The organism is Lutispora sp. QWL-02, from assembly GCF_058315355.1.
In genome coordinates, this window is record NZ_CM177762.1 from 622,738 (window position 1) to 647,586 (window position 24,849).

The window sequence follows — 24,849 nt, forward strand, 5'->3', positions numbered from 1 at the left end:
GATATATTTTTAACAAATATAAGCATGCTGCATTTGCAATTTTGATTATAGCATATATAATTTTCTTTAATCATTTAATCTGATTATGCTATATAACTAGATATTATAATGGAAATTTGAATATAAGCTTTTGTTATGGCAAGAGATATAGTATAATGTTGTTAATAAAATAACAACATTATAAATCCTAATTCGCAGGAGGAATATCAATTGAACATTGGATATCTAAAGTTCTTTTATGATGTTGCAAAAGTAAAAAGCATTTCCAAGGTAGCAAACAGTTCGCATATTTCCCAGCCGGCACTTAGTCAGCAAATACAAAAGCTGGAAGACAATTTAGGATATAAATTGCTTATAAGGAGCAATAAGGGAGTAGAGCTGACTGAAGCAGGGAAAATTGTGGAGAGATATGCAAAAAACATTATAAAAGTATACGATAATATGCTGGAGGACCTGAATGCTATAATCAAAAATAATAGCACCATCAGGATCGATGCATGTCCCACTATGGCGACTTATGCTTTGCCATGCACATTATATATGATAAAGGAGAAGTATCCGGATTGCAATTATAACCTTACTTCCAATTTTTCTGATGTTGTGGAACAAAATGTAATTAATGATGTCTGCAATGTAGGTTTTATACAGGGCTTGCCAAACGATGAAGAGCTCGCTTATTCAAAAGTCGGAACGGATAGAATGGTGATAGTGGCAGGTAAAGACTATTATGTTAAAGAAGATATCAGCATGAAAGAGCTCTTTAAGCATCCCATGATTTTGCTTATGGAACAATTTAAGATCAGGAGAGAGCTTAACGGGTATTTCTCCAACCTGGGGTTTGATATAGACAAACAAAATATACTCTTCAATATGGATTCCGTCGAATCCATAAAGTCACTGCTTGCCAAAAATCTGGGCATTTCGTTTTTGCCTTATATCTCCATAAAAAAAGAATTGTATACGAAGCAGCTTAAAGAAATACATGTCGTTGATTTTAATTTGGATTATGAGGTTTATATTATATATAAGCATTATAAGGATATGGACAGAAGCGTTAGGGAATTTATAAGCTTCTTGAAAAAAATCGGCGAAAAAAGCTTCTGTTAAGCTTTAGTAACATATATCTCCCATATGCCGTTCATTACTTCATCGACCACTATAGTGTTTTTTGTTTTCTTTAAATAATCTGTAACATTCTGTACTACGCAGCTGTGATCACTGATAAGTTTTAAGCTTTGACCTGAACTCATTTTAGATAATGCAGCCTTTAACCTCAGCATGGGTATTGGGCACATATCCCCCAGACAGTCAATTTCAATCATGTTAATCACCTTTGCATATATTTTGATATTATTATAACAGTATTTGTCTGTACCTACAAATTCTATACACCAAATGATAGGAGATACTTATGAACACAATCATGGTAACCGGCGGTGCCGGTTTTATAGGTTCTCATTTTATAAAAAGCATATTGTCAAGCGTTGATGACAGCATAAAGATAGTTAATGTAGATAAGCTAACTTATGCAGGTAATCTCAATAATCTTTCAGATATAGATGATAGGATTGATTATATATTTTTAAGGCAGGATATATGTGATTATAATGAGATGAAGAAAATATTCGGGAGCTTCAGGCCTGATTATATAATTAATTTTGCAGCAGAGACCCATGTTGATAGAAGCATAGCAGACTCTAACGAATTCATCCGAAGCAATGTAATGGGAGTTCAAATACTTCTGCAGTGCGCTCTGGATTCAAGCATAAAAAAATTTGTGCAAGTATCCACCGATGAAGTTTATGGTCCTGCATATGATGGAGAATCCTTTACGGAAAAAGCTCCTTTATCGCCCAGAAATCCATACGGAGCCAGTAAGGCTGCGGCTGATTTGCTGGTGCTTTCTTTTTACAGCACCTATGGTCTGCCTGTAAATATAAGCCGGTGCACAAATAATTATGGGATGGGCCAGCATGGAGAAAAATTCATCCCCAAGGCTATAGCCCATTTGCTGAAGGGAAAAGCTATCCCTATTTATGGTGATGGCAGGCAGATAAGGGATTGGCTTTATGTAGAGGATCACTGCCGTGCATTGGGAAGTATATTGTTTAAGGGTATGCCCGGTGAGATATATAATATCTCTGCTTATAATCCTGTAGAAAATATTGAGCTTATAAAGCTGATAATAAAATATATGAATGATATGCAAGAAGGGAGCCTCGGGCAATTAAAACACCTGATAGCCTTTGTAGAAGATAGAAAGGGGCATGACAGACGGTATAGCATAAATTCAGAAAAGATAAGGACGGATTTGGGTTGGGAGCCATTAATGCCCTTTGAGAAAGGATTATATGACACAATCAGATGGTATGGGAAGGACTTGGCAAAATAAGCTGTATTTTGGTGATGTGTATGAAAGGTGTAGTTTTAGCCGGAGGCAGAGGAACCAGGCTTTTGCCCTTGACAAAAAATAAGAATAAGCATTTGCTGCCTTTGGGAAAAGAGCCTATGATATTTAATCCTGTTAAACAGATGATATATTCGGGAATTAAGGAGATCATGGTTATTACCGGTGAAGATGCGATTGATGAAATGAGAGGATTGCTCATTAAATATATGGGTTCTGTCTGCCGGTTTTCTTTTGTTGTTCAGCCTGCTGCCGGAGGCATAGCTGAGGCTCTTTTGCTTTCTGAAGAGTTTTCAAATAATGAACCTTTATTGGTGATACTTGGAGATAATATCGCTGCCCATTCAATTAAGCCCTATGTAGACAAGTATAGAAAACGGAAAGCAGGAGCCATGCTGCTTCTCAAAGATGTAGATGACCCCAAGAGATATGGCATTGCAGGCTTTTGTGATGGGAAGCTGGCAAATATTGTTGAGAAGCCGGTTAGTCCCGAAAGCTCCTTTGCAGTTACGGGTATTTATATGTATGATCATAATGTTTTTCAATATATAAGAGAGACAAAGCCCGCTAATGGAGGAGAATGGGGGATCACGCCCGTTAACCTCAGATACCTGCAGGCAGGCCGTTTAGCTTATGAAAAGCTGAGAGGCTTTTGGATAGATGCAGGTACTGTTGAATCCTATCATTATGCCCATGAGATGCTGTTAAGGATTGAAAATAAAATAATTTGCGGTGATGAATATGAGGATACCCTTCAATAAGGAATATCATTTCCAATGTGAAATCCAATATATAAAGGAAGTGCTGGACAAAGGGGCCACGGCAGGTGATGGTTCTTATACAAAGCTTGTTGAGGAGCTGCTGGAGACCAGCTTCGATTTTTCCAAAGTGTTTATGACCACTTCCGGGACTCATGCTCTGGAAATGGCAGCCATTGCTTTGGATCTTAAAGTCGGTGATGAAATCATAATGCCTTCCTATAATTTCCCTTCCATGGCTAACAGTGTAGTCTTAAGAGGTGCAATGCCGGTATTTGCCGAGATCAGTGAAGATACCATGAATATTGATGCTGCTGATATTGAAAGGCGGATCACGGATAAAACAAAGGGCATATATGTCATCCATTATGCCGGTATAGGCTGCGATATGGACAGCATCATGGACCTAGCTTCCCAATATAGGCTTTATGTTGTGGAGGATGCGGCTCAGGCTGTAAATGCAGCTTACAAGGGAAGATATCTCGGAGGCATCGGATATATGGGATGCCTCAGCTTTCACGGTACTAAAAATTATATTTCCGGAGAGGGAGGAGCCCTTGTATTTAATTCTGAAGATGAATCAATGAAGAGATTCTTGGAAATCGTCAGGCAAAAAGGCACCAACAGAATGGATATGATAAGGGGGCAGGCCTCAAGCTATAGGTGGATGAATGCAGGCTCCAGCTATTGCCCCTCTGAGGTATTGATGGCAATGCTGTATGGACAGCTTAAAAACCTTGATTTTGTTAAGGCTGCCAGATGCCGGATATTCAACATTTATATAGAGCAGCTCTCTGATTTGGAAGATAAAGGCATTATTAAGCTGATGAAGGTGCCTTACGGATGTGAACCCAATTATCATATCTTCTATATACTGCTTAAAAATGAAAAGGAAAGAAGCAGGGTACAGGCAGAGCTTAAGGAAGCCGGAATAGGCACTGCTTTTCATTTTATGCCCTTGCACAGCTCGCCTATGGGGAGGTCCTTGGGGTTTAAGCCAGAAGATTTGCCTGCCACGGAAGACCTCAGCAGCAGGCTTTTAAGATTGCCTATTTATACAGGAATGGAAGTTAATGAGGTGGAATATGTGGTCTGTAATTTGAGAGAATCCCTAATGAGGTAATATTTATGAAAAAATGTATTTCTGTAGTAGTACCTGTATATAACAGTCAAAATACTCTTGAGGAACTTGCTTCGCGGATAATCAACGCAATAAATGCAATGGATATTAACATTGAGCTGATTTTTGTGGATGACTGCAGCAAGGATGAAAGCTTTAGCATCATGATGAGGATTTATGATAGCTTTCCCAAAACAAAGATAATCAGACTCCAATCAAATTATGGCCAGCAGAATGCATTGCTATGCGGCATAAGACATGCACAGGGTGATTATATCATTACTATGGATGATGATTTGCAGCATCCTCCGGAAGAAATCCCAAAACTTATGAATAAGATAATGGAGGGCTTTGATGTTGTATATGGCATACCCAAAGAAAAAATGCATAGGAAATATAGAAATTTCGGCTCCATGCTTACTGACAGACTATTTAATATAATATGCAGGAAGCCTTCTGGAGCACGTGTAAGCAGCTTTAGGATCATGACAAGCGACATAGCAAAGAAAGTTCAAAAATGCAGCAAATCATTTGTATATATATCTGCCATTACACTGGAGCATACAAAAAATATAGGGAACGTCACCGTGATGCACAACAGAAGGGCCATAGGCCGTTCAAATTATAACTTTATAAAGCTTTTCAAATTATTCATAAAGCTGGCATTATATTATTCTTATGCAGGGAATATGAAGCTTCTCAATAGGAAGCCTCAATATATCATTTCGGTTGTAAAACCATGAGGAGGGCTTTTATGAACATATTGATTTTAGGAGGCGGCAGCTGTCAGCTGAACGCTGTAAAAAGATGCAAGGACAGAGGCTGCAAGGTAGTTGTAGCGGACTATCTGGAAAATGCTCCGGGGAAAAAATATGCAGATCATTCCGATATGGCCAGCACCTTTGATGGAGAGGATTGCTTGAAAGTAGCTTTGAAATATAGTGTTGACGGTGTTTTTACATTAGGAACCGACCAGCCTGTTTATACGGCGGCATATGTTGCAGACAAACTCGGACTCCCTTTCTTTATTGATATAGATACAGCCAAGGCTGTGACCAATAAAAAGGTGATGAAGGACATTTTTATCAAAAACAATATTCCTACCATCAAATACAAGATACTCAAAGAGGATTTCTCTTGTGACGATATTAATGGGTTAAAGCCTCCTTTTGTCATAAAACCCTTGGACAGCCAAGGGCAAAGAGGCGTATACAAGGTTAACGATATAAACGGCATAAGAGAGCATATGGAGGAGGTATTAAGCTTTTCCCGTGAGAAAGAGATCCTTGCGGAGGAATTTTATGAAAGCGATGAAATTACAGTAAGCGGTTGGGTTAAACAAGGACAGCCCCATATACTGACTGTTACCGATAGAGTGACCTTTTCAAGGGGAAAGCATATCGGAATCTGTGCTGCTCATAGATATCCTTCCAAGTATTTAAAGGAACGCTTTGAAGAAATAAAGGATATAACGAATAGGATCACTGAGGCATTTGGAATCAAAGAAGGGCCCATATATTATCAAATGCTTATAGGCGATCAGGGTGTCTTGGTCAATGAGATTGCCTGCCGTATAGGAGGGGCCTATGAGGATATATTCATTCCTCAAATAACGGCTGTCCCTGTCTTGGATATGCTCATAGACGGCAGTCTTGGCCTTGAAATAGACTACAGCTTATTGGACCGTTACGATATTTTGAAGTCCAATTCCTATCTTGCTGTCTATATGCTGTTTATAAAACCGGGTAGAATCGGTTTTATGACAAGAATGGAGGAAATACTTTCTTTACCGGGAGTAATAGGAGGCTGCTATAACTTTGCTGAAGGAGATTGCATAGGTGAAATCAGTGATGCAAGATTCAGAGCAGGAGCTGTAATAATATCCGGTAAAGATGAGGAAGAATATATTCATAATGTAAAAAATGCACTGGACCATATAAAGATAAAAGATGAAAAAGGAAGAGATCTTTTAATAAGATTTTAGGTCATTCAATAATATTCTATGCATAAGAGGAAGGGTACAGATGAAAAAAGACTCATTTATTAAAGTTATTGGAATAGTATCTGCAATGGTATTTTGTATTGGGGCATGCAGCCTTCCTGCAAAATCAAATACCTCCGAGAAATCCATAACCATTGCAGAACAGTATGGTCTTGCCTATGCACCTCTGGAAATAGTTAAGGAACAAAAACTGCTGGAAAAAAATTTGCCGGGGGTCAAGGTCAGCTGGAGACAGCTTGGAAACACTGCCGCTATACGAGAAGCTATGATGGCCGGGGAAGTAGATGCTGGCTTTATGGCTATTCCTCCATTTCTCATAGGATATGATAAAGGAATGAAATGGGGTATATTCAGCGGCTTGTCATCGGTGCCAACGGCATTGGTGAGCAATAATCCGAGAGTGCTGTTGCTGGGGGATATAAGCAGCAGCGACAGAATAGCATTACCCCAGCCTGGAAGCGTGCAGCATATTTTATTATCTATGGCATGTGAAAAACAATTCGGCGATGCCCATAGATTTGATAACATATTAGTCACCCTATCTCACCCTGATGCCACTAACGCTTTGCTTTCAGGGAAAGATATCACCGCTCATTTCACAACGCCTCCCTATATGCAAAAGGAGCTGGCTTCACCGGGAATCCATATAGTCCTCGATGGCAAGGAGGCACTGGGGAAGGATTTTACCTTTATTGTTGGAGTAGCTGCGGAAGCATTTAGAAAGGGCAAGACTGAAGCATATCAAGCAATGACCAAATCCGTTGATGAGGCTGTAGAATATATTAAAGCAAACCCTGACGAAAGCATAAAAATATTGGCAAAAGCCTATGGAATGGAAGAGAAGGAAGTAAATGAATACATGAATACGGCTGGAGCATCATACAGCACTGAGGTGTCAGGAATTAAGGAATTCGGAGAGTTTATGAGCAAAAATGGATATATCAAAAATATGCCGGCTGAAAAAGATATTGTATGGGATGATGAAATTCATGAAAAATAAAGCAATATGGTTTATGATGATACTTATAACATGGCAGCTCATATACTATACAGGAGTTTTTGATCCCTTAATATTTCCATCCTTGGGCCAGATACTTCAAGCCTTGAAGGAATCCGTCACAAGCGGAAATATTATCAGTGAATTGATTTATTCCATAGAGTTAATAAGCTTGGGCATGATATTAGGCATTGCTTTCTCCGCGGTTCTGGTGATTTTATCTTTGAAAAGTGCTATATTTGAAAGCTTTGTAGACGCTATGATTTCCATCATACATCCTCTGCCCGGTATTGCACTTTTGCCTCTGGTTATTTTATGGTTCGGGACGGGGAGCAAATCGGTTATTTTTATAATTTTCCATTCTGTTCTTTGGCCTCTGCTCTTAAATCTTAAGACAGGCATAAAAAGCATACCCGGAATATATGGTGAAACAGCCCAATTAATAGGAGTTGCAGGCATTGATAAATTTAAGGATATTTATATTCCTGCATCTATGCCTTATATTATTGCAGGCTTAAAAATATCGTGGGCCAGAGCCTGGAGAGCCCTAATCAGCGCAGAGATGATTTTTGGCGCTGCAGGAGGAAAAGGCGGAATAGGCTGGTATATTTTTAAGCAAAGAGTATTTATGGACACGCCGGGTATGTTTGCGGGGCTAATAGTAATTATTGTTACGGGAGTAATTGTTGAAGAACTGCTATTTACTGTTTTGGAAAAGCAGACCATCAGGAAATGGGGAATGAGTAAATGAGCTGTGTTTTAGAAATCCAAGGCTTGGGAAAATCCTATAACAGCGTTGATATATTGAAGGATTTTGATTTGAAGCTTATCAGGGGTGAAGTTTTAAGCATCCTGGGTCCCTCTGGCTGTGGAAAGTCAACCTTGCTAAGGCTTATAGCCGGGCTTGAGCAGCCTGAAGAGGGGAGCATCAGGGTAGAAGCAGAGCATGGAAATACCGGTAAAGCCTTTATGATATTTCAGGACTTTGATCAGCTGTTTCCCTGGAGAACTGTATTGGATAATGTAATATACCCTATGGGGATAAGAAAGATATATTCTGACAAAGAGCGGAATGAAGCAGCCTTGGAAATGCTGGACATGGTTGAATACAAGGATTCTATCAGCAAATACCCTCATCAGCTGTCCGGAGGAATGAAGCAAAAAGTAGCACTTGCACGAGCATTGTGCCTGAATCCTGATTTGCTTTTGATGGATGAACCCTTTGCAAGCCTGGATGCTCAAACAAGAAACTCTATGCAGGAGCTTTTATTGAGAATATGGAAAAGGAAAGGATTGACCATACTTTTTGTTACCCATGACATTTATGAGGCTCTTGCCATATCTGACAGAATCCTTGTCATGGGGAATAAGGGAGAGGGCATAAAGACCCGGATGGAATTAGAGGGAGCAAAGCCCAGGAACTACGGAAGCCCTGAGCTTATGAAGCTTTGGAAAGAAATATATGAGTTATTGTAGCACTTTATATATCTTGACAAACCAATCTCCTTTATTTACATAACGGGCTATCCTTATACCATAGGTACTATCGGTGAACTCATGAATCAGAACGCACTTATTCTCCATGAAGCTTTTCATGTCCTCATAATATGACAAGCTGCCATATAATCCGTTCCATTTCGGCCTTTGCTCATATATGACCTCCATTTCCTCAGAATAAATGATGTATTCAATATGGTTCTTTCTTATATAATCTTCGAAGCTTATTCCGTAATCCTGAAGATAACCAAGGTTTCTGTAGTCAAACAACCTTCCGTTGTTAAAATAATACTCTGCATTCAAGTTGGCAAGCACATTGCTGCCTTTATCAACATAATGAGATATTTCCTCCAGATATCTATCATAACTATTGTTCAGATAAGGAAGCACATTGAAAACAGTAGAGCAAAGCAAAGCAGCGCCGATGAGCAAAGCGAAAAAATTGGTCCCACGGTTTTTCATACATGAGAACAGGGCCGCCGCTAATAAATAAAAGAATGGAAACAGGAGTACCACACTTGTCTGATTATATCTGCCGATAAGTATGATTCCCGTATTTATGCCTAATATGGATAGCAGCAGGTAAGTTAGGGTAGTCTTCAAGCTTTTATCCTTGCTTATTTTGATCATTATCAGGGCTGCAGCAATCAACAATGGGAAGAGAATCAGCTGAAATCTGATATCAGGGGTATAATAGGTTCCGCTTATGCCATAATAAAGCTTTTGATAAAAAAATTTAATTTCTGCAACCTTTGATGTTATGGGATTGAACACCTCAAATTCGCTGCCGTAGGAAGCATAATTCCTGAAAAAATCAGGATCAAAATAAAGGCTGAGGCCAACAAAAAAACTAGCAAAGACGGCAAGGGTTAAAATGTAGATAAGAACACTTTTTATGCTTGATTTTTTAAGACAGAATACATCGTAAGCGTACATAAACAGAAAGGGCAGAGATATGATAAAGCTATTGGGATGGATGCCTATGGCTGCACCAATAATTGAGGCGATTATAATATCATCCTTAAGCTTGTTTTTTTCGGGTCTGCTTATGAATCTATAAAAGGCAAGAAGGCAGAAAAAGAGTATGATTATCTCCTGCCTTGCAAAATGCGATGCATATATAAACTGCACATCTGATGCTAAGAAGAATGCGGCTGAAAAAGCCAATGCTTTACTATCCAGCAGTTTTCCGGCAGTCAGGTAAACCAAGGCTAAGCACAGCATGCCAAAGAGCAATGATATAAATCTGAAAGTAAAGATACTATAGCCTGTAAGTTTGATAAAAAAAATCTGAAGGCTGTGAAACAATATTTTAATTGCATGGGGATTCCTTGGCTTCAAATCAAAAAAGGCTTCTGTTACCCCAAAGCTGCCTTTCTCCAATATATTTCTTGATAAACCGCTTAGCCAGGATTCATCAGAATGAACGAAGGGAAAATCAGTCAAAAAATACAGGTTGATTGAGAAATAAAAAACAATCAATAAAACCACAATAAATTTATTTGCTAAAAATTTCATAGCTGTCCCCTTCTTGTATAAAAGCCATTTTTAGTTTATTATATCAAATATCATTCAAATAATATGGGGATTTCATACTTTTAATATTAATAAATCATATATAGCATATCAAACTCTTATATCGAAAGAGCATCGGTATAAAGTATAATTTAATCGAAGGTTTGTGTAATTATTAACAAATTAGTAGAATAAGGGGGTAAGCCTATGAAAACCATTGCACGTATTTTATTGGTCATAATGCTTATGTCTGCACTTATGTTATTACCTGGATGCAGTTCCCAAGGCAAATCATCCGGGGATTTTATAATTGGGGCAAAGGATGCACTGGCACTGATCGGCAAGGATAAGGTAGTATTTGTAGACATGCAGAAACCGGAGGATTATGCCAAAGGTCATATCAAGGGAGCAGTGAATATTGTTAAAGACGATATAGTGATCAATGTTCCTGTAGATAATATGCTGGCACCAAAAGCCAAAATAGAGGAGGTTTTTGGGAAAAACGGCATATCCAATGATACAACTATAATAGTGTATGATAATAATAAAAATATGGAGGCTGCAAGATTTTGGTGGACTGCCATGGTCTACGGCCATGAAAATATTAAAGTAGTAAGCGGCGGAATAAATGCTCTCAAATCTGCGAAGGCTGAAGTAACTACAGAGGTGCCTGCGGTTGCGGCTTCTGTATTCAAAGCAAAGGACAAGAACACAGATATGATAGCTGCTATCAATGAGGTCAAGGATCTTGCCAATGACCCCAATAAAGGAATTGTGCTCTTAGATACCAGAACCAAGGAAGAATTTGATCAGGGAACAATACCCGGTTCTGTGTTGCTTGACTTTTCCGAAAACAATTATAAGGATGGCACCTATAAGTCTATTCAGGATATAAAGATTCAGTATATGGAAAAAGGAATAAAACCGGATAAAACAGTCATTATGTATTGCAAAACATCCATAAGGGCTGCACAGACATATCTTGCTCTTTATAATGCAGGCTACAGAAATCTTAAATTATATGATGGCGCTTGGCTTGAATGGTCTGCGAACCCGAATAATCCTATCCAAATGCCGGAGGGCAGCAAGGTAGAAGCAAGTCAGAAGGATAATTCCTGATATTTGACCCTGAATATAAAGCGTATATGCTATAATATTCAGGGTTTTTATTTGTTTGATATATAACAAACTCTTATGCAGTATAAAGAAAATATGTTATGTGGCAATTGCTTTTATTGATATAATAAATGTGAAAAAAATAACATTGTAAACAAGGGGGAAATATTATGAAGTCTATAAAACTAAAAACACTGTCATTAGCGATGGCAGTCATCCTCACCTTTGCACTGGCTGCATGTGCTTCCAAGAGTGAACCTGCTCCTGCAGCAAATACAGAACCGGCTCCCGCCCCCGCTCAGACACCAGAGGTCAGCTCCAATACTGATGTTATAGCAGAGGCTGTAGATTCTTATTTTGCAAATATGCCTTCCGATATATACAAGATAGGTGATAAAGAGTTTGTTGAAAAGGTAAAGGCTAATGAAAACATGTTTATTATGGATATAAGAATGCCCGATGCCTATGAAAAAGGTCATGTAAAAGGTGCTGTTAATATTCCCTGGGGTACAGCAATATCAGAGAATCTGGACAAATTACCTTCTGATAAGCCGATAATGGTATATTGCTATACAGGCCAGACTGCAGGTCAGACAGTAGCACTTCTAAACATGGCAGGCTACATAGCTAAATCTGTTCATCTTGGATGGAACTTGGGAATATCTAAGGTTGAGGGAATAAATGACTTGATTGAAACCACTCCAAACGAACTTGTTGCAGGCATGCCGGCAGATACAAAGCCTGAAATAAAAGCAGCCATTGATAAATACTACAAAGGTTTAGACGAAGTAAAAGGAACAACCTATGCAAATTATAAGATAAGTGAAGATGATGCAAAGAAGCTCTTAGATGCAAAGGATGACAGCATAATATTCCTTTCAATAAGAAATGCTGAAGATTATGCAAAAGGCCACATTGAAGGCGCTCTCAACATACCTTTTGCAAACGGCATGGAAAAACAGTTTAATACACTGCCAAAGGATAAGAAGATAATAGTATATTGCTATACAGGTCAGACTGCAGGACAAACTGTAGCAGCGTTGAGACTTTTAGGATATGATGCAGTATCTTTAAATGCAGGAATGGGAACTCCTGCAACAGGAGATGCAGGCTGGATGAACAAAGGATATCCGGTAGTAAAATAATAAGACACAAAATAAATTAGGACTCAACATGAGTCCTAATTTATTTTGTGTCTAGTATATATAGTTCAGATATGCCTTGGAAGACCAGCCTTGGATTCCATTATAGGTTCCCCATTTGTCAAAAATAGCTATATGGTCATAAGTCTTTACCAATACATCCATATGCTGAATTTCATTAAGCTTTATCGGCGTAAAATAATTGGTAAGCAGTGTGGATGTAGATTGCTTATAATCCTTGATGTTGAATACAGCTTGTACAAAACCTAAACAGTCAAGCCCGGCAGTTCCTGCTATATATCCTAAGCCTGCTTCGGAGTTTATGTTGCCTGCGAAGGCGCCCTTGCTTTTTCATATTGTCCACCTCGTACTTTGCATAATTATGTTAACATAATTATATCTAAGAAGCCTCCTTTACATTAATGTCAAAAATGTGGCAAAAGCATTGCTAAAATTAGTACAAAAGTACCATAAGGATTTGAATGTACTGGCGAATTATGTATGATAATATATAATTATGTATAATCTCTGAAAATCAATATCTGTAAGCCTTGATGGAACTATTTTTTGGATGTGATTTAATGATTCTGAAATTGATAATCTGTTTAATGGTTATTTCTGTGTTTATTTTACTTATTGGCACTGCTATTATTAAGATTTTCAACAATTTTTTGCAGATTATGGGCTATAAGCTCTCTTTGAAATTTTCTTATATTGTTGCATGTTTGATAATCTTTGCATTATCAGTTTTTGCAGGGAAAAGCATTCTATCTTATCTCTTGTGACTTGATACCGGACGAAGTGTTGTTCAAGAGGTTGACGCGGAATATTAACATTGAACGAGACTTCATTCAGTGGGAGATTCGATTCCCGCTGAATGTTAGTCGAGTCCATGCTGGACTTACCCGCTCTTTGGCATAAGGTGAATTGACCCTCTGGGGCAAGAGAAGACACCCTGGGGTGCCCGTTGCCTATAGAGGCGGGGGACTTAGAGCGGGTTAGTTAAGTGTTAAAATAATTAATAGATTTAACAAGGGGGAAAAGTATTATGTCGAAAATAATGACAGTGCTGGAAAAATTTCGAGTAGTGGAAAAAACGGATAATGAGAAGACAGAAACTGTTAAAATCAAAGAAAGCAAAATGACGGAGCAAGTCAAGGCTCAGAAAAATGACACTAAATATCAGAACTCGGAAAACAATGCTAAAAGCACAAAACCGCCTATGCGAGAGGAGAATAAACCGGTAGTGGAAAAGGCTGCATTTGAAAAAAATAAAAACATAGAAGAGATATATTCTTCTTATGAGCTGGGCAACGGCAATGTTAATACAATATTCATGCTGGGCAACTTCATAAATGCTTTGCCGGAGAATCTGCCCTATGCAGTACGAAAGGCATCGGTTATGAATATCGTCAACGCATCGAATACAAATATTAATGTGCTCATGTCCGACGGAGAAAAAAGATTGAAGGTCCTCAATCAATTTGCCAGTGATTATAGCAATTCGGTTACAAACGTGATTTTAAAGCATAAGGAAGAAATAAAAAAATTAAAGCAGATGATAGATTATTATGAAGATGAAATTGCAGCCAAGCAAACCATGCTGGAGGAGCAGAATAATATCATTAAATATGAGACACAAAGGATCAATAACATCATCGGATTTTTTAAGAAGGAAGAATAATTATACTATCTATATAAATTTTGCCTAAAGATTTGAGGGATTCTATGGCGAATAAACCATATCAACTTACCAGAGCTGCAAAGATCACTATTATGCAATTATTTATATGCTTTGTTGGTTTGATTTTTGGCTTTATGTGGGAGATATACGATCAGAATGATAAATGGGACAAGCTTATTTATCCGGGAATCAAAGTAGCCGGTATTGATTTGGGCGGCAAGACCAAAGAAGAAGGAATAAATTTAATTAAATCCCGCTGCATAGATGCTTTGATTCAAAATGGAGTTAATGTAATTGTCAATGGCAAGACCTATATTATGGATTGTTCAAGGCTTATTTGGGGTTATGATGTTGATGGCGCCGTTGATAATGCGATTGCGGCAGGTAAAAGCTTGAGCTTTTTAAATAAATATCAGCTTATAAAGCAGGGGGTGGCAAAGGAATATGATATCTCCTTTAAATATAATGACCGCTATCTCGAAGAATTTGTCGGCTTAATAGAGAGAGACATCAACACCGAGCCTGCGAATGCCGGTATAGTCATAACATATGAAGGAAATATCGAGATTATAGAAGACGTCAAGGGATATAAGCTTCAAGCTGGAAGGCTCGGAGAGCATATAAAAGAGAATATTGAATCCGGAGCTATCGGACATATTGCGATAGAAGCCCCTGTGGAGGAGGTAGAAGCTTCCGTAACTGCAGATCAGCTGCATGTTATAGATACGAAGCTGTCGTCATTCAGCACCAGCTTTGCTTCATCTTCAGCTTCCAGAATACATAATATAGAGCTGGCGGCACAAGCCATTAACGGCAGCATCCTTATGCCTGGCCAGACATTCAGTTTTAATGATTATGTGGGAGAAAGAACAAAGAAACGGGGTTATGCGGCAGCCCCTGTACTGGAGGACGGCAATTATAAGCCCGGAATAGGCGGGGGGATCTGTCAGGTATCGACTACGCTGTATAGGGCGGCTTTGGACACCGGTGCTAAAATCATAGAGAGAAGAAATCACGGCTTGCCTTCGTCATATATAGGGCTGGGCCTTGATGCAACGGTTTCCTGGGGAAATATAGACCTTAAGTTTCAAAACACTTTAGACTATCCCATATTTATTGAGGCATATGCTAAAGAGAAAAATTTAAATATCAATATATATTCGAACTCTAATCTTAGCAATAGAACCTATATCATCAGAAATGAGGTATATGCTAAGATACCGGCAGAGATTAAAATAATTGAGGATTCTGAACTGGCAAAGGGCAGTACTGTAGCAGCCAAAAAGGGTTCTGACGGCTATAAGGTTAAGGTTACAAGAGAGACCTATGAAAAGGGTATATTGGTAAATTCGGAAATCATATCAAATGACTATTATAGACCAATAAACGGAATAATTAGAAAAGGCATCAAAGATGAGATATAGAGAATAATCTTGCATAGCAGATTAAAAGGCCTATGCAAAATGGCAGCCATGTATAGCTAAGATATACATGGCTGCTATCGCTTATGAAGTTTGTGATCAAGGATTAAGGATGCTTTATAAAGCGTCCTTAATCCTTGATGAACATTACCGATGAAGCCTTGATCAAAGCGGTTATTTCGTCCCCCACATTGATATTCATGTCATCTACGGAGCTTTTAGTGATTACGCCTACAATCCTGATGCCGTTTCCCGCATCGATTTCCACCTCTGAGGTTACTATCCCGTTTATTATATTTACAACTTTTCCCTTTATTTTATTTCTGCCGCTTATTTTCATAATGAAAGTCTCCTGTGCTATGACATCTTATACCAGCCTTTGGACTGCATCTCGCTGAACAATATTTCGGCATGATCCTGCTCTTCTTTCTGTATGTGCTGGAGCTGCTTCCTTATATTTGTGTCTGCCGATTCCAGCACTGCATTGTTGTAAGAGCCGGAAACATGCTTTTCTGTAGATAAAGCATCATTCAGAAGCTGAGCGTCAGTGAAGCCAAGGTTTTGGCTCACATTTGAGAAATCTCCCTTAGGGCTGTTATAGGTTCCGAATATGTTTTGATCGCTTATGTTGCTTCCAGACAGCATGCCCTTGAGGGTGTCTGCGTGTTTTTGCTCCTTAGCGGCAAGATCCGTAAACACCTGTTTTAGTTTTTGATCCTGAGCCATAGCAGCATATTGCTGATATTTTCTTATGCATAAGTATTCGGCGTTAAGATTGTCTTCTATCAAAAGTCTTTCTTTGTTGCTTAGAGCCATATATATAAACTCCCTTCAAAATATATTGTATTATTTAGTATGGCTCTTTTGCAGATTTATATTTATATAAAAGCGGAGCTATGATATAAAAATATATCATTATGCTATAAAAAATAAGTTATTTCTGTATAACTTAATGCTGCTTTTATTTGTTTGGGCTCCTTATGGGGTGTTGATGCAATTATCTGTATTATATTCTCTGGCTAAGCGGAGCTTGACATTGACGAATTCCTCTAAAGCTATCTTATCTTCCATAGAAAGCTGCTTGAATTTAATGATAGAGCTATATTCGTAATGTGTAAGCACTAATACACGTGAATTTCCCGGACCATGCTTCAAATAAGTCTCTAAAAGATTTACTATCTCATTTGCCATATCAAATTTATTTTCATTGGATATGAGGTTGTTTTTACCCCAGGATTCAAGATGTGCATATCTCCTGATTATTTCTTCAGCCGTGCCTCGCAAATAGGCTTTGAAGCTTTCTGAGCTTTCATCAAAAGCCAAATTCTCACCGGTCAATATCCACTCCATGGATGTTCTGAAGAGCTTAGCCAATTTGTATAGCATAAGCGATTCGGGAATTCTGTTTCCATTGACATAATTACTCATGGCGTTCTTTGATATTCCTGTTAATTCACAAGCTTCTTTCTGCGTTATTTTTTTTAGCTTAAGCATCAGACTTAGCCTTTCTCCAATACCTTCAAACCTATCAAGCATACTTTACACCTCCAAAATGTTCTCAATAGTAGTAAAACACGACAGTAAAAACGGGAAAACGACAACCTTTAATTGACATATTTCTCATAAGTGGTAAAATTGTAAATATACACGTATTTGTAGTAACATTTTCATGATAACATATTGGCAATGTTAAACAAACGACCTCAAGCATATCTTTCGCCTAATATATGACTATCTTGCAGCGTCAATGCTGTTATATAATGATATCTTTTTAACAAATGTTCATGGTATCAAGGAGGGATAAACTGTGAGGAAAAGGAAGCTCTCAAGCCTTGGACTTATCATCAAGCACAGACTTTCAGAGCTGAATATGACTCAAAGGGAGCTTGCCCGGCTTATCGGAAGCAGTGAAGCATATCTATATCTGATAATTACGGGAGACAGGTCAGGCAATAAGTACTTGGATTCAATAGGAGAAGTGCTTAGCATAGAAGTGGAAAAAAAGCGCATATGGAGGTGAGCTGATCCAAGATCGTGAACCCAATATATGGAATTATGAAAAGATGGCTCCGAGAGGGGGACAACTATGAAGTATCTGCTGGAGGATTTGATAGAAGCTGGTGAATTTGACGATATATTTGATGAATTCTTCATCAGCACCGGTTTACCATTGGGATTGATAGATAATAAAGGCGATATGATAATTCAATCAGGGACGATAAAGGGCGAAGGCCATACCTATGCAGAATGGCTGAAAGATATCACCGTAAATATAAATGAAGGATATAGATTATACGGCTGCAGCGATGGGTCAAGCTATGCTGTATTTCCCATAAGCATGGACAGCAAATCTGCAGGATACCTTATCTCAGGGCCTTTGAATCTTACAAATTGCCAGATTTCAGAGTCCTCCAATTTATTATTAACCTTAAAAACTTTATGCCATTTAATATATGAAAAGCTCAAAAGCAAGAAGGCCAGGGTTGCCCAGGAGGCTGCTGAAAAGCAGCTTGAGATATGCACTCTCCTTGATCCTGTAACTTATCTTCCCAACAGGATGCAGTTTTTTCAAAGACTTGATATTGAAGTCGGATGCTGTAAAGCCGGAGACGCCAAGCTGGCCATATTTTCGCTTGACCTAGATAATTTTAAAGATATAAATGACGCCTTCGGTTATGAGTACGGTGATATAGTATTGAGGAAATCGGCAGAGCAACTAAGAAAAATAATAGGGAAAAGAGGTTTGGTATGCCGTTTCGGAGGGGATCAGTTTGCGGCTTTTATATCAGATGTAAAGGATGAAGAGGAGGCATTGCACATCGGTGAATCAATTGCGAGCTTGTTCAGGGGCATTATAAGAGTGGATGATTACGAGATGCTGTGCCGTGCCAGTGTAGGCATAGCGTTGTACCCTAACCACGGAAAAGAATATAAAGCTTTGATAAAGAATGCAGATACTGCCATGCAAAATGCTAAAAGCAGCGGTAAAAGTCAATGTAAGCTGTATGAAAGCACAATGGCAATTGAGATAAAGAGCAGAACATTGCTTGAAGTTGAATTGAAAAAAGCTGTTGATGAAAAGCAATTCTTGCTGCATTACCAGCCTGTATTAGATTATAAAAGCGGCAGAATTACTAAGGCTGAGGCCCTTATCCGGTGGGATCATCCCCAATGCGGCTTGATCCTTCCATCGGAATTTATTAATATTGCCGAGGAAGACGGCTTGATCATTTCTATGGGAGAATGGGTGCTCAAGACCGCTTGCGAGCAGTGCAAGACATGGCATGATAATGGGTGTCCTTTATCTGTATCGGTAAATATATCTGCGATCCAGCTTAAAAATAATTTTTTTGCGGAAAGCGTAAGAAACATTTTGAATACGACAGGGCTGGACCCCAAATACCTGGAGCTGGAAGTCACCGAAAGCGAGCTCATCAAAAGAATAGATGAGAACATAGATAAGCTCAAGGAACTGAGGAACATGGGAGTAAGGATTGCATTAGATGATTTTGGTACGGGTTATTCATCTCTGAGCTATCTTTATATGCTTCCCATAAGCGATTTAAAAATAGATAAATCATTTATTGACGAAGTATGCAGTGACAGAAGGATAGAAGCGATCATTGACGGCATAATCCTTTTAAGCAAGGGATTGGATCTGGACGTTACAGCAGAAGGGGTTGAAAAAGAAGAGCAATTCAAGCTTCTAGCCAATAAAGGCTGCGACTGTATACAGGGGTATTATATCAGCCGACCATTGGAAGCGGGCAGACTTGAGGAGTTCTGCACAAGCAGCGGAGCCGCGAATGATTTCTCAATAGTCTTGTAGATTACAAAAAATATTAATATTTTCCGATATTTACAAATAACAGTTGCATATTGTGAATATTGATGTTATACTTAGTTAGAAATGCAGCGTGGTTTGCATTTTAAAGATTAAAACGATTAACGACATTTCTCTTTTGGGGCGTTGAGTCGATCAGTTTTAACTTTTAAAAATGAAAAAGGAGGAATGTTGAAATGGCAGATAAGAATTTAACTTGCAAAGACTGCGGAAAAGAATTTGTATTCACAGAGGGCGAGCAAGATTTCTACAAGGAAAAGGGTTTTGAAAATGAACCTCAAAGATGTCCTGATTGCAGAAGAGCAAAAAAGCAGCAGAACAATAACAGAGGATTTAGAAGATAATTCTATATTAGCAGCCAAACCCTATAAGAATTAATTCTTATAGGGTTTTTGTGTTGTAATTAATATAATCTACAATGCAAATAATAGAAATAGTAAGGAAATGGGATGTACTGCTGCTGCGCAGGGTATTCCTTGCTATAAAATGTCCCGAATAAAACTAGAAAGAAGGAATTTAATGAAAAATGTGAAATTCGCCGATTTAGGACTAAGTGATAAGATACTTAAGGCGATAGATGATATGGGCTTTGAAGAGCCGTCAAAGATACAGGAAGAGGTAATACCCATAGTTTTGGAAGGTTTTGATGTGATAGGTCAGGCTCAAACGGGAACAGGCAAAACCTTAGCCTTTGGAGCGCCTATTTTGAACAAGCTGGACAGGTCGGAAGGGAAGATAAATACTATTATTCTCACTCCTACGAGAGAGCTTGCCATACAGGTAAATGATGAGCTGAACCGCATCGCCAGATTTACCAAGGTAAAGCTGCTGCCGGTATACGGAGGCCAGCCCATAGATCGGCAGATAAGCGCGCTCAGGAGAGGCATAGACATAGTGGTAGGAACTCCGGGAAGAGTTCTTGACCTTATCGGCAGAAATGTGATCGATCTCAGCCGCATAAAGTTTTTGGTCCTTGATGAAGCTGATGAAATGTTGGATATGGGATTTATAGACGATATTGAAGAAATTGTAAAAAATTGCAGCAAGGACAGGCAGACCATGCTCTTTTCTGCCACTATGCCCGATGAAATAAGGCAGCTTTCCAGAAAATATATGTCTGACGATACGAAGCATATTTCCATAGTGAAGAATGCCATGACAGTGGCGACAGTATCACAGTTCTATTATGAGGTAAAGCAAAAAGACAGGTTTGAATCCCTGTGCAGGATATTGGATGTGGATGAACCCTCAAGCGCTATTATATTTTGCAAAACCAAAAAAGGCGTAGATGAGCTGGTGGAAGCATTGGACGTAAGGGGGTATAATGCTGAGGGAATGCATGGAGATATGAGCCAGAGCCAAAGGATGAGCACTTTGAGAAAGTTCAAGGAAGGCAATTTGGATTTTTTGGTGGCAACAGATGTAGCAGCAAGAGGGATTGACGTAGAGAATGTATCTCATGTAATAAATTATGATCTGCCTCAGGATACGGAATCCTATGTCCACAGGATAGGCAGGACCGGCAGGGCCAACAGGGAAGGAACCGCATATACTCTGGTGACTTCCAGGGAATATTATATATTGAAGCAGATAGAGAAGGCAACAAGAAGCAAGATCAGGAGAAAAGAAGTCCCCTCCATCGATGAAATATTCCTCACAAAGTATAAGAGCGCCGTAGCAAGAGTTAAGGAAGTCATAGAAAAGGAAGAACACAAGAGATTTGTGTCTTTGGCAACAGAATTGGATGAGGAATACAATCTGGTCGATGTGGCGGCGGCCTTAATAAGCATGGTGCTTGAAAAAGAACTGGGTTCAAATTACGCAGAAAACTCTATAGGCTCTTCAAGCAGCTATGTAAGACTGTTCTTGAGCATAGGCAGGATGGATAAAATAAATCCCAAAGCTTTGCTCCAGTTCTTCAGCGACCAGGCTGACACAGACAAGGAAGACATTGGGGATATAGACATTATGGAGAAATTTACCTTTGTCAATGCTACTGAGGAAGCTGCAAAGGCTATAATCAAGCATTGCTCAGGCAAGAGGCTGATGGGCAGAAGGGTAAATATCGAAATATCCAGACCAAGATAGAAGCAGGGGAAGATCATTCTACCCCTGCTGCTTCGCTAAGCAAATTTTTGAAAATCTGCTTAACAGGCAGTATTTCCTTAATTTTATATACAAGCTCTCCGGCAAACATCAGGGCTTCCTCAGGGTTGCCTCTGTCGCAGGCGTTGAGGAGAGCTTTCATTATGCAAAAATTATGGTTGCAGCGTTTAAGGCATGCAAAACACTCATGGGTACCTTTTGATGCTCCGCTTTCAATCCGCTTATAAAACCCGTTTCTTATGCATTGACCGGGCAAACCTACAGGGCTGCTTATGTGGACCACATCCTCCTTGTTTGCCCTGACATACATATCCTTCATTTCCTTCGAAGCAGCGGATTCCTGGCTGGCGGCAAAACGGGTCCCCATTTGGACTCCGCTGGCCCCAAGCTTTATTGCACCGGCAATATCTTTTCCGTCGATTATACCTCCTGCGGCTATCACAGGGATTTTTACCTCTTTGCAAACTTCCCGGAGTATCTCTTTCATAGGCCTGTCTGTGCCCAGATGCCCGCCTGCTTCTTTGCCTTCAACAACTACCGCGGCGGCTCCAAGCTTTTCCGCCATTGCGGCCAGCTTTGCGGAGGAAACAATGGGGATTACGGGAGTATCATATTCCTTGCCCCAGGAAAACATGTCTCTGGAAAAACCTGCTCCCGATATGAAAAGATCGATACCTTCCTTCATGGCAGCTCTGACCATGTCTGCGAATTCTCTCACTGCGAACAGCACATTGACGCCTATTACTCCCTTTGTCATTTTTCTTGCCATGCGTATTTCACTTATGAGCTCATCCATGCTCATGCCCGTGCCTGCTATGATGCCTATGCCACCTTCATTTGCCACTGCTGCTGCAAGGCGGGCTGTAGATATTCTTACGGCCATTCCACCCTGGATTATAGGAACGGACACGGTAATATTGCCTATCTTTAACTCCCTTAAAATCATCTGCTCTTCTCCTATTCTTAGCACCTGGTGCTATATGCTGATACTATTATATCATGATAAGCGGAAGGCAACAATTGATTTTTTCAGGCTGAGTGAAAATTGAGGCTAAAACCGTAATAGTTGTTACGGTTTTTATTTTTCCAATTGTTTATAATAAAACCATAAAGTATTAAGGAGGAATTAAAAATGACTAATAAAACCTTTCAATTGGAGACGTTGACATGCCCAAGCTGCGCATCAAAAATAGAAGCGGTGGTAAAAAGGATAAAAGGCATAAATGAGGTTGAGGTACTCTTTTCTTCCAGCAAGGTTAAGGTATCCTTCGATGAAGGAGCAGCAGGCGAAGGCGAAATAAAAAAGACAATAGAAGCCCTGGGCTTTGATGTCTTAGGCGTGAAATAAAGGTGCTCCTGCAATGATTAAGATAAGCAGAGGGCAGAGGGTTTTGATTTCAGGACTTCTGATCTTATTGTCCTTTGCTCTCAAATATCTCATTTCTGATCCTGTCTGGAAAGATGCTTTGATGATTATGGCTGCCTTGATTGCAGGATATCCTATAGCCCTGAATGCCTTCAGAGCTGTCAGATTCAAAATAGTAGGCATTGATGCCCTGGTGACCCTTGCAGTTGCCGGAGCGCTCATAATAGGCGAATATTGGGAAGCGGCGGCAGTTACCTTCCTGTTCATGTTCGGTGCATACCTGGAAGGCAAAACCCTGGAAAAGACCAGATCCGCTATAAAAGCGCTGCTGGATTTGGCGCCTAATACAGCTAAAGTCATAAGAGAAGGGACAGAAATAGAAATACCTGCCGAGGAAGTGATGAAGGGCGAGATAGTGATAATAAGGCCGGGAGAAAAAATACCTGTAGACGGCACGGTGGTGGAAGGAAGCTCCTATGTGAATCAGGCAGCCATAACAGGAGAATCTATACCCGTGAGCAGAGGCGAGGATGAAACGGTTTTCTCCGGGACAGTCATAGAATCCGGATATATAAAGGTGAAAGCGGACAGAGTGGGAGAGGATACCACCTTTTCAAGGATACTTCAGATGGTGGAGGAAGCTCAGGATAAAAAGGCAAAGACCCAAAAATTTCTTGAGGTTTTCTCCAAATATTATACTCCCGGCATTATAGTCTTGGCAGCATTGGTATTTATGATCACAAGAGACATAGAGTTGGCCCTTACGCTATTGGTCATAGCCTGTCCCGGAGCCCTGGTAATATCAACACCCGTATCCATTGTAGCAGGCATAGGCAACGGAGCAAAGCACGGCGTGCTGATGAAGGGCGGAGAGATCATCGAGAAGCTGGGAACTGTAAAAGTATTGGCCTTTGACAAAACGGGGACTTTGACCATTGGCAAGCCGAAGGTCACAAAAATAAAGGCCTTTGAGGGGGAAGAGGAGGGGCTCTTAAGGGTAACTGCCATTGCGGAAGGATATTCGGAGCATCCTCTGGCAAAAGCTATACTGGAAGAAGCAAGCAGGAGACTTAACGATGATCTTCCCGCTCCTGAGGATTCGGAAATAATAGCCGGTCACGGCCTTAAAGCAAAGATAGAAGAAAGAACAATCCTGGTGGGAAACCGGAAGCTGATGGAAGAAAACAGCATAGATATTTCCGATGAAATTGAAGACTATATAAGAGGAGAAGAGGCCCTGGGGCAGACTGCAGTCATAACAGCAGAGCCGGGCAAGATATTAGGTGTGATATCCATATCTGATGATATCAGAGAGGGAGCCGACAGGCTGATCAAAAAGCTTAAGGATAAGGGGATCAAGAGGATAGTAATGCTCACGGGAGACAATAGGAGAGCTGCATCAGCCATAGCAAAGAAGCTGAATCTGGATGATTATTATGCAGAATTGCTGCCGGAGGGCAAGGTTCAAATGCTGAAAAGGCTTCAGGAGGAGTATGGAATCACAGCAATGGTTGGAGACGGTGTCAATGATGCGCCGGCATTGGCCTCCGCAGATCTGGGGATTGCCATGGGCGGAGCAGGTTCTGATGTGGCTATGGAAACCGCAGACGTGGTGCTCATGTCGGCTGAGCTGAAAAAGCTTTCTTATGCTATAGGCTTGAGCAGGGCCACCGTCATCAATATGAAGCAGAATATTTATTTTGCTATAGCAGTGGTCATAACGCTGATCGCAGGAGTTCTGCTGAAGATGGTATTTTTATCCTCGGGCATGCTGATACACGAGGTATCCGTACTGCTGGTCATAATAAATGCCATAAGGCTCCTGGGATACGGCAAAGAGGAACTGGGCAAATTATAGAGCGCCCTTGCATGCA

At 39.8% G+C, this 24,849-nt stretch carries 25 protein-coding genes; 19 read left to right on the top strand and 6 right to left on the bottom strand.

Translation table 11 applies throughout. From position 1 onward, the window contains the following. Positions 1-210: 210 nt before the first annotated feature. On the top strand, positions 211-1,107 hold the full coding sequence (locus AC4HCY_RS02690) for a LysR family transcriptional regulator (protein WP_323432361.1): 897 nt from the start codon (positions 211-213) through the stop codon (positions 1,105-1,107). On the opposite strand, the gene AC4HCY_RS02695 is transcribed toward AC4HCY_RS02690, so the two are convergent. Beyond that, positions 1,104-1,322, bottom strand: a complete 219-nt coding sequence (locus tag AC4HCY_RS02695; protein ID WP_323432362.1) for a sulfurtransferase TusA family protein — start codon at positions 1,320-1,322, stop codon at positions 1,104-1,106. The genes AC4HCY_RS02690 and AC4HCY_RS02695 overlap by 4 nt on opposite strands. An 89-nt stretch (positions 1,323-1,411) precedes the next feature. Here AC4HCY_RS02695 and rfbB point away from each other — a divergent pair, with 89 nt between their 5' ends. From rfbB to AC4HCY_RS02735, 8 genes are read left to right on the top strand one after another with little or no spacing between them, the layout of a single operon-like run. Continuing rightward, positions 1,412-2,392, top strand: coding sequence for a dTDP-glucose 4,6-dehydratase (rfbB, locus tag AC4HCY_RS02700; RefSeq protein ID WP_323432363.1), 981 nt, complete (start codon positions 1,412-1,414; stop codon positions 2,390-2,392). A gap of 20 nt (positions 2,393-2,412) precedes the next feature. Further along, positions 2,413-3,168, top strand: a complete 756-nt coding sequence (locus AC4HCY_RS02705; protein ID WP_323432364.1) for a sugar phosphate nucleotidyltransferase — start codon at positions 2,413-2,415, stop codon at positions 3,166-3,168. Continuing rightward, positions 3,149-4,288: a dTDP-4-amino-4,6-dideoxygalactose transaminase gene (gene rffA, locus AC4HCY_RS02710; RefSeq protein WP_323432365.1), complete on the top strand. Its 1,140-nt coding sequence runs from the start codon at positions 3,149-3,151 to the stop codon at positions 4,286-4,288. Before AC4HCY_RS02705 ends, rffA begins: the two co-directional genes overlap by 20 nt. A gap of 5 nt (positions 4,289-4,293) precedes the next feature. After that, the gene (locus tag AC4HCY_RS02715) at positions 4,294-5,028 is read left to right on the top strand and encodes a glycosyltransferase family 2 protein (RefSeq protein ID WP_323432366.1); all 735 of its coding nucleotides are present in this window, start codon (positions 4,294-4,296) and stop codon (positions 5,026-5,028) included. 11 nt (positions 5,029-5,039) lie between these two features. Then, a complete protein-coding gene (locus AC4HCY_RS02720) occupies positions 5,040-6,269 on the top strand; it encodes an ATP-grasp domain-containing protein (RefSeq protein ID WP_323432367.1) in 1,230 nt (409 codons plus the stop codon). A gap of 40 nt (positions 6,270-6,309) precedes the next feature. Beyond that, entirely contained in the window at positions 6,310-7,287 is a 978-nt protein-coding gene (locus AC4HCY_RS02725; protein ID WP_323432368.1) for an ABC transporter substrate-binding protein, read from the top strand. Then, positions 7,277-8,035: an ABC transporter permease gene (locus AC4HCY_RS02730; RefSeq protein WP_323432369.1), complete on the top strand. Its 759-nt coding sequence runs from the start codon at positions 7,277-7,279 to the stop codon at positions 8,033-8,035. The genes AC4HCY_RS02725 and AC4HCY_RS02730 overlap by 11 nt, the downstream gene beginning before the upstream one ends. Beyond that, positions 8,032-8,760 carry an ABC transporter ATP-binding protein gene (locus AC4HCY_RS02735; protein WP_323432370.1) on the top strand — a complete coding sequence of 243 codons (729 nt, stop codon included), beginning with the start codon at positions 8,032-8,034 and terminating at the stop codon, positions 8,758-8,760. Before AC4HCY_RS02730 ends, AC4HCY_RS02735 begins: the two co-directional genes overlap by 4 nt. On the opposite strand, the gene AC4HCY_RS02740 is transcribed toward AC4HCY_RS02735, so the two are convergent. Next, positions 8,752-10,299 carry a glycosyltransferase family 39 protein gene (locus AC4HCY_RS02740; RefSeq protein WP_323432371.1) on the bottom strand — a complete coding sequence of 516 codons (1,548 nt, stop codon included), beginning with the start codon at positions 10,297-10,299 and terminating at the stop codon, positions 8,752-8,754. The two genes, AC4HCY_RS02735 and AC4HCY_RS02740, sit on opposite strands and share 9 nt — an antisense overlap. A 204-nt stretch (positions 10,300-10,503) precedes the next feature. On the opposite strand from AC4HCY_RS02740, the gene AC4HCY_RS02745 reads away from it, so the two are divergent. The 4 genes from AC4HCY_RS02745 to AC4HCY_RS02760 all read left to right on the top strand — a co-directional run bounded on the left by AC4HCY_RS02745 (position 10,504) and on the right by AC4HCY_RS02760 (position 15,662). After that, positions 10,504-11,415: a sulfurtransferase gene (locus tag AC4HCY_RS02745; protein ID WP_323432372.1), complete on the top strand. Its 912-nt coding sequence runs from the start codon at positions 10,504-10,506 to the stop codon at positions 11,413-11,415. A 167-nt stretch (positions 11,416-11,582) separates the two neighbouring features. Beyond that, the gene (locus AC4HCY_RS02750; RefSeq protein WP_323432373.1) at positions 11,583-12,557 is read left to right on the top strand and encodes a rhodanese-like domain-containing protein; all 975 of its coding nucleotides are present in this window, start codon (positions 11,583-11,585) and stop codon (positions 12,555-12,557) included. A gap of 1,045 nt (positions 12,558-13,602) precedes the next feature. After that, positions 13,603-14,238, top strand: coding sequence for a hypothetical protein (locus AC4HCY_RS02755; protein ID WP_323431362.1), 636 nt, complete (start codon positions 13,603-13,605; stop codon positions 14,236-14,238). A 44-nt stretch (positions 14,239-14,282) separates the two neighbouring features. Beyond that, positions 14,283-15,662, top strand: a complete 1,380-nt coding sequence (locus tag AC4HCY_RS02760; protein ID WP_323431361.1) for a VanW family protein — start codon at positions 14,283-14,285, stop codon at positions 15,660-15,662. 127 nt (positions 15,663-15,789) lie between these two features. On the opposite strand, the gene AC4HCY_RS02765 is transcribed toward AC4HCY_RS02760, so the two are convergent. The 3 genes from AC4HCY_RS02765 to AC4HCY_RS02775 form a co-directional block, all read right to left on the bottom strand. Further along, complete coding sequence (locus tag AC4HCY_RS02765; RefSeq protein WP_323431360.1) at positions 15,790-15,999, bottom strand: TOBE domain-containing protein; 210 nt, start codon at positions 15,997-15,999, stop codon at positions 15,790-15,792. A 17-nt stretch (positions 16,000-16,016) separates the two neighbouring features. Then, positions 16,017-16,475, bottom strand: coding sequence for a spore coat protein (locus AC4HCY_RS02770; protein ID WP_323431359.1), 459 nt, complete (start codon positions 16,473-16,475; stop codon positions 16,017-16,019). 162 nt (positions 16,476-16,637) lie between these two features. Continuing rightward, the gene (locus AC4HCY_RS02775; protein ID WP_323431358.1) at positions 16,638-17,195 is read right to left on the bottom strand and encodes a helix-turn-helix domain-containing protein; all 558 of its coding nucleotides are present in this window, start codon (positions 17,193-17,195) and stop codon (positions 16,638-16,640) included. Positions 17,196-17,466: 271 nt separating this feature from the next. Here AC4HCY_RS02775 and AC4HCY_RS02780 point away from each other — a divergent pair, with 271 nt between their 5' ends. The 4 genes from AC4HCY_RS02780 (at position 17,467) to AC4HCY_RS02795 (ending at position 21,591) form a co-directional block, all read left to right on the top strand. Continuing rightward, complete coding sequence (locus AC4HCY_RS02780) at positions 17,467-17,679, top strand: helix-turn-helix transcriptional regulator (protein ID WP_323431357.1); 213 nt, start codon at positions 17,467-17,469, stop codon at positions 17,677-17,679. A 66-nt stretch (positions 17,680-17,745) separates the two neighbouring features. Then, the gene (locus AC4HCY_RS02785; RefSeq protein WP_323431356.1) at positions 17,746-19,488 is read left to right on the top strand and encodes a putative bifunctional diguanylate cyclase/phosphodiesterase; all 1,743 of its coding nucleotides are present in this window, start codon (positions 17,746-17,748) and stop codon (positions 19,486-19,488) included. Positions 19,489-19,679: 191 nt separating this feature from the next. Continuing rightward, positions 19,680-19,847 carry a zinc-ribbon domain-containing protein gene (locus AC4HCY_RS02790; RefSeq protein ID WP_323431355.1) on the top strand — a complete coding sequence of 56 codons (168 nt, stop codon included), beginning with the start codon at positions 19,680-19,682 and terminating at the stop codon, positions 19,845-19,847. A gap of 175 nt (positions 19,848-20,022) precedes the next feature. Then, on the top strand, positions 20,023-21,591 hold the full coding sequence (locus AC4HCY_RS02795) for a DEAD/DEAH box helicase (protein WP_323431354.1): 1,569 nt from the start codon (positions 20,023-20,025) through the stop codon (positions 21,589-21,591). Positions 21,592-21,604: 13 nt separating this feature from the next. Here AC4HCY_RS02795 and AC4HCY_RS02800 read toward each other — a convergent pair whose 3' ends face one another. Continuing rightward, the gene (locus tag AC4HCY_RS02800) at positions 21,605-22,555 is read right to left on the bottom strand and encodes an NAD(P)H-dependent flavin oxidoreductase (protein WP_491095340.1); all 951 of its coding nucleotides are present in this window, start codon (positions 22,553-22,555) and stop codon (positions 21,605-21,607) included. Between the two features lie 186 nt (positions 22,556-22,741). Between AC4HCY_RS02800 and AC4HCY_RS02805 the strand changes: the two genes are divergently transcribed. Further along, the gene (locus AC4HCY_RS02805; protein WP_323433195.1) at positions 22,742-22,957 is read left to right on the top strand and encodes a heavy-metal-associated domain-containing protein; all 216 of its coding nucleotides are present in this window, start codon (positions 22,742-22,744) and stop codon (positions 22,955-22,957) included. A 13-nt stretch (positions 22,958-22,970) separates the two neighbouring features. Next, complete coding sequence (locus tag AC4HCY_RS02810) at positions 22,971-24,833, top strand: heavy metal translocating P-type ATPase (protein WP_491095341.1); 1,863 nt, start codon at positions 22,971-22,973, stop codon at positions 24,831-24,833. Positions 24,834-24,849: the final 16 nt, after the last annotated feature.

Excerpts from the sequence above, each read along its gene's own strand:
- AC4HCY_RS02695 (WP_323432362.1), bottom strand. The coding sequence starts at position 1,322 with ATGATTGAAATTGACTGTCTGGGGGATATGTGCCCAATACCCATGCTG.
- rfbB (WP_323432363.1), top strand. The coding sequence starts at position 1,412 with ATGAACACAATCATGGTAACCGGCGGTGCCGGTTTTATAGGTTCTCAT.
- AC4HCY_RS02705 (WP_323432364.1), top strand. The coding sequence starts at position 2,413 with ATGAAAGGTGTAGTTTTAGCCGGAGGCAGAGGAACCAGGCTTTTGCCC.
- rffA (WP_323432365.1), top strand. The coding sequence starts at position 3,149 with ATGAGGATACCCTTCAATAAGGAATATCATTTCCAATGTGAAATCCAA.
- AC4HCY_RS02715 (WP_323432366.1), top strand. The coding sequence starts at position 4,294 with ATGAAAAAATGTATTTCTGTAGTAGTACCTGTATATAACAGTCAAAAT.
- AC4HCY_RS02720 (WP_323432367.1), top strand. The coding sequence starts at position 5,040 with ATGAACATATTGATTTTAGGAGGCGGCAGCTGTCAGCTGAACGCTGTA.
- AC4HCY_RS02725 (WP_323432368.1), top strand. The coding sequence starts at position 6,310 with ATGAAAAAAGACTCATTTATTAAAGTTATTGGAATAGTATCTGCAATG.
- AC4HCY_RS02730 (WP_323432369.1), top strand. The coding sequence starts at position 7,277 with ATGAAAAATAAAGCAATATGGTTTATGATGATACTTATAACATGGCAG.
- AC4HCY_RS02735 (WP_323432370.1), top strand. The coding sequence starts at position 8,032 with ATGAGCTGTGTTTTAGAAATCCAAGGCTTGGGAAAATCCTATAACAGC.
- AC4HCY_RS02740 (WP_323432371.1), bottom strand. The coding sequence starts at position 10,299 with ATGAAATTTTTAGCAAATAAATTTATTGTGGTTTTATTGATTGTTTTT.
- AC4HCY_RS02745 (WP_323432372.1), top strand. The coding sequence starts at position 10,504 with ATGAAAACCATTGCACGTATTTTATTGGTCATAATGCTTATGTCTGCA.
- AC4HCY_RS02750 (WP_323432373.1), top strand. The coding sequence starts at position 11,583 with ATGAAGTCTATAAAACTAAAAACACTGTCATTAGCGATGGCAGTCATC.
- AC4HCY_RS02755 (WP_323431362.1), top strand. The coding sequence starts at position 13,603 with ATGTCGAAAATAATGACAGTGCTGGAAAAATTTCGAGTAGTGGAAAAA.
- AC4HCY_RS02760 (WP_323431361.1), top strand. The coding sequence starts at position 14,283 with ATGGCGAATAAACCATATCAACTTACCAGAGCTGCAAAGATCACTATT.
- AC4HCY_RS02765 (WP_323431360.1), bottom strand. The coding sequence starts at position 15,999 with ATGAAAATAAGCGGCAGAAATAAAATAAAGGGAAAAGTTGTAAATATA.
- AC4HCY_RS02770 (WP_323431359.1), bottom strand. The coding sequence starts at position 16,475 with ATGGCTCTAAGCAACAAAGAAAGACTTTTGATAGAAGACAATCTTAAC.
- AC4HCY_RS02775 (WP_323431358.1), bottom strand. The coding sequence starts at position 17,195 with ATGCTTGATAGGTTTGAAGGTATTGGAGAAAGGCTAAGTCTGATGCTT.
- AC4HCY_RS02785 (WP_323431356.1), top strand. The coding sequence starts at position 17,746 with ATGAAGTATCTGCTGGAGGATTTGATAGAAGCTGGTGAATTTGACGAT.
- AC4HCY_RS02790 (WP_323431355.1), top strand. The coding sequence starts at position 19,680 with ATGGCAGATAAGAATTTAACTTGCAAAGACTGCGGAAAAGAATTTGTA.
- AC4HCY_RS02795 (WP_323431354.1), top strand. The coding sequence starts at position 20,023 with ATGAAAAATGTGAAATTCGCCGATTTAGGACTAAGTGATAAGATACTT.
- AC4HCY_RS02800 (WP_491095340.1), bottom strand. The coding sequence starts at position 22,555 with ATGATTTTAAGGGAGTTAAAGATAGGCAATATTACCGTGTCCGTTCCT.
- AC4HCY_RS02805 (WP_323433195.1), top strand. The coding sequence starts at position 22,742 with ATGACTAATAAAACCTTTCAATTGGAGACGTTGACATGCCCAAGCTGC.
- AC4HCY_RS02810 (WP_491095341.1), top strand. The coding sequence starts at position 22,971 with ATGATTAAGATAAGCAGAGGGCAGAGGGTTTTGATTTCAGGACTTCTG.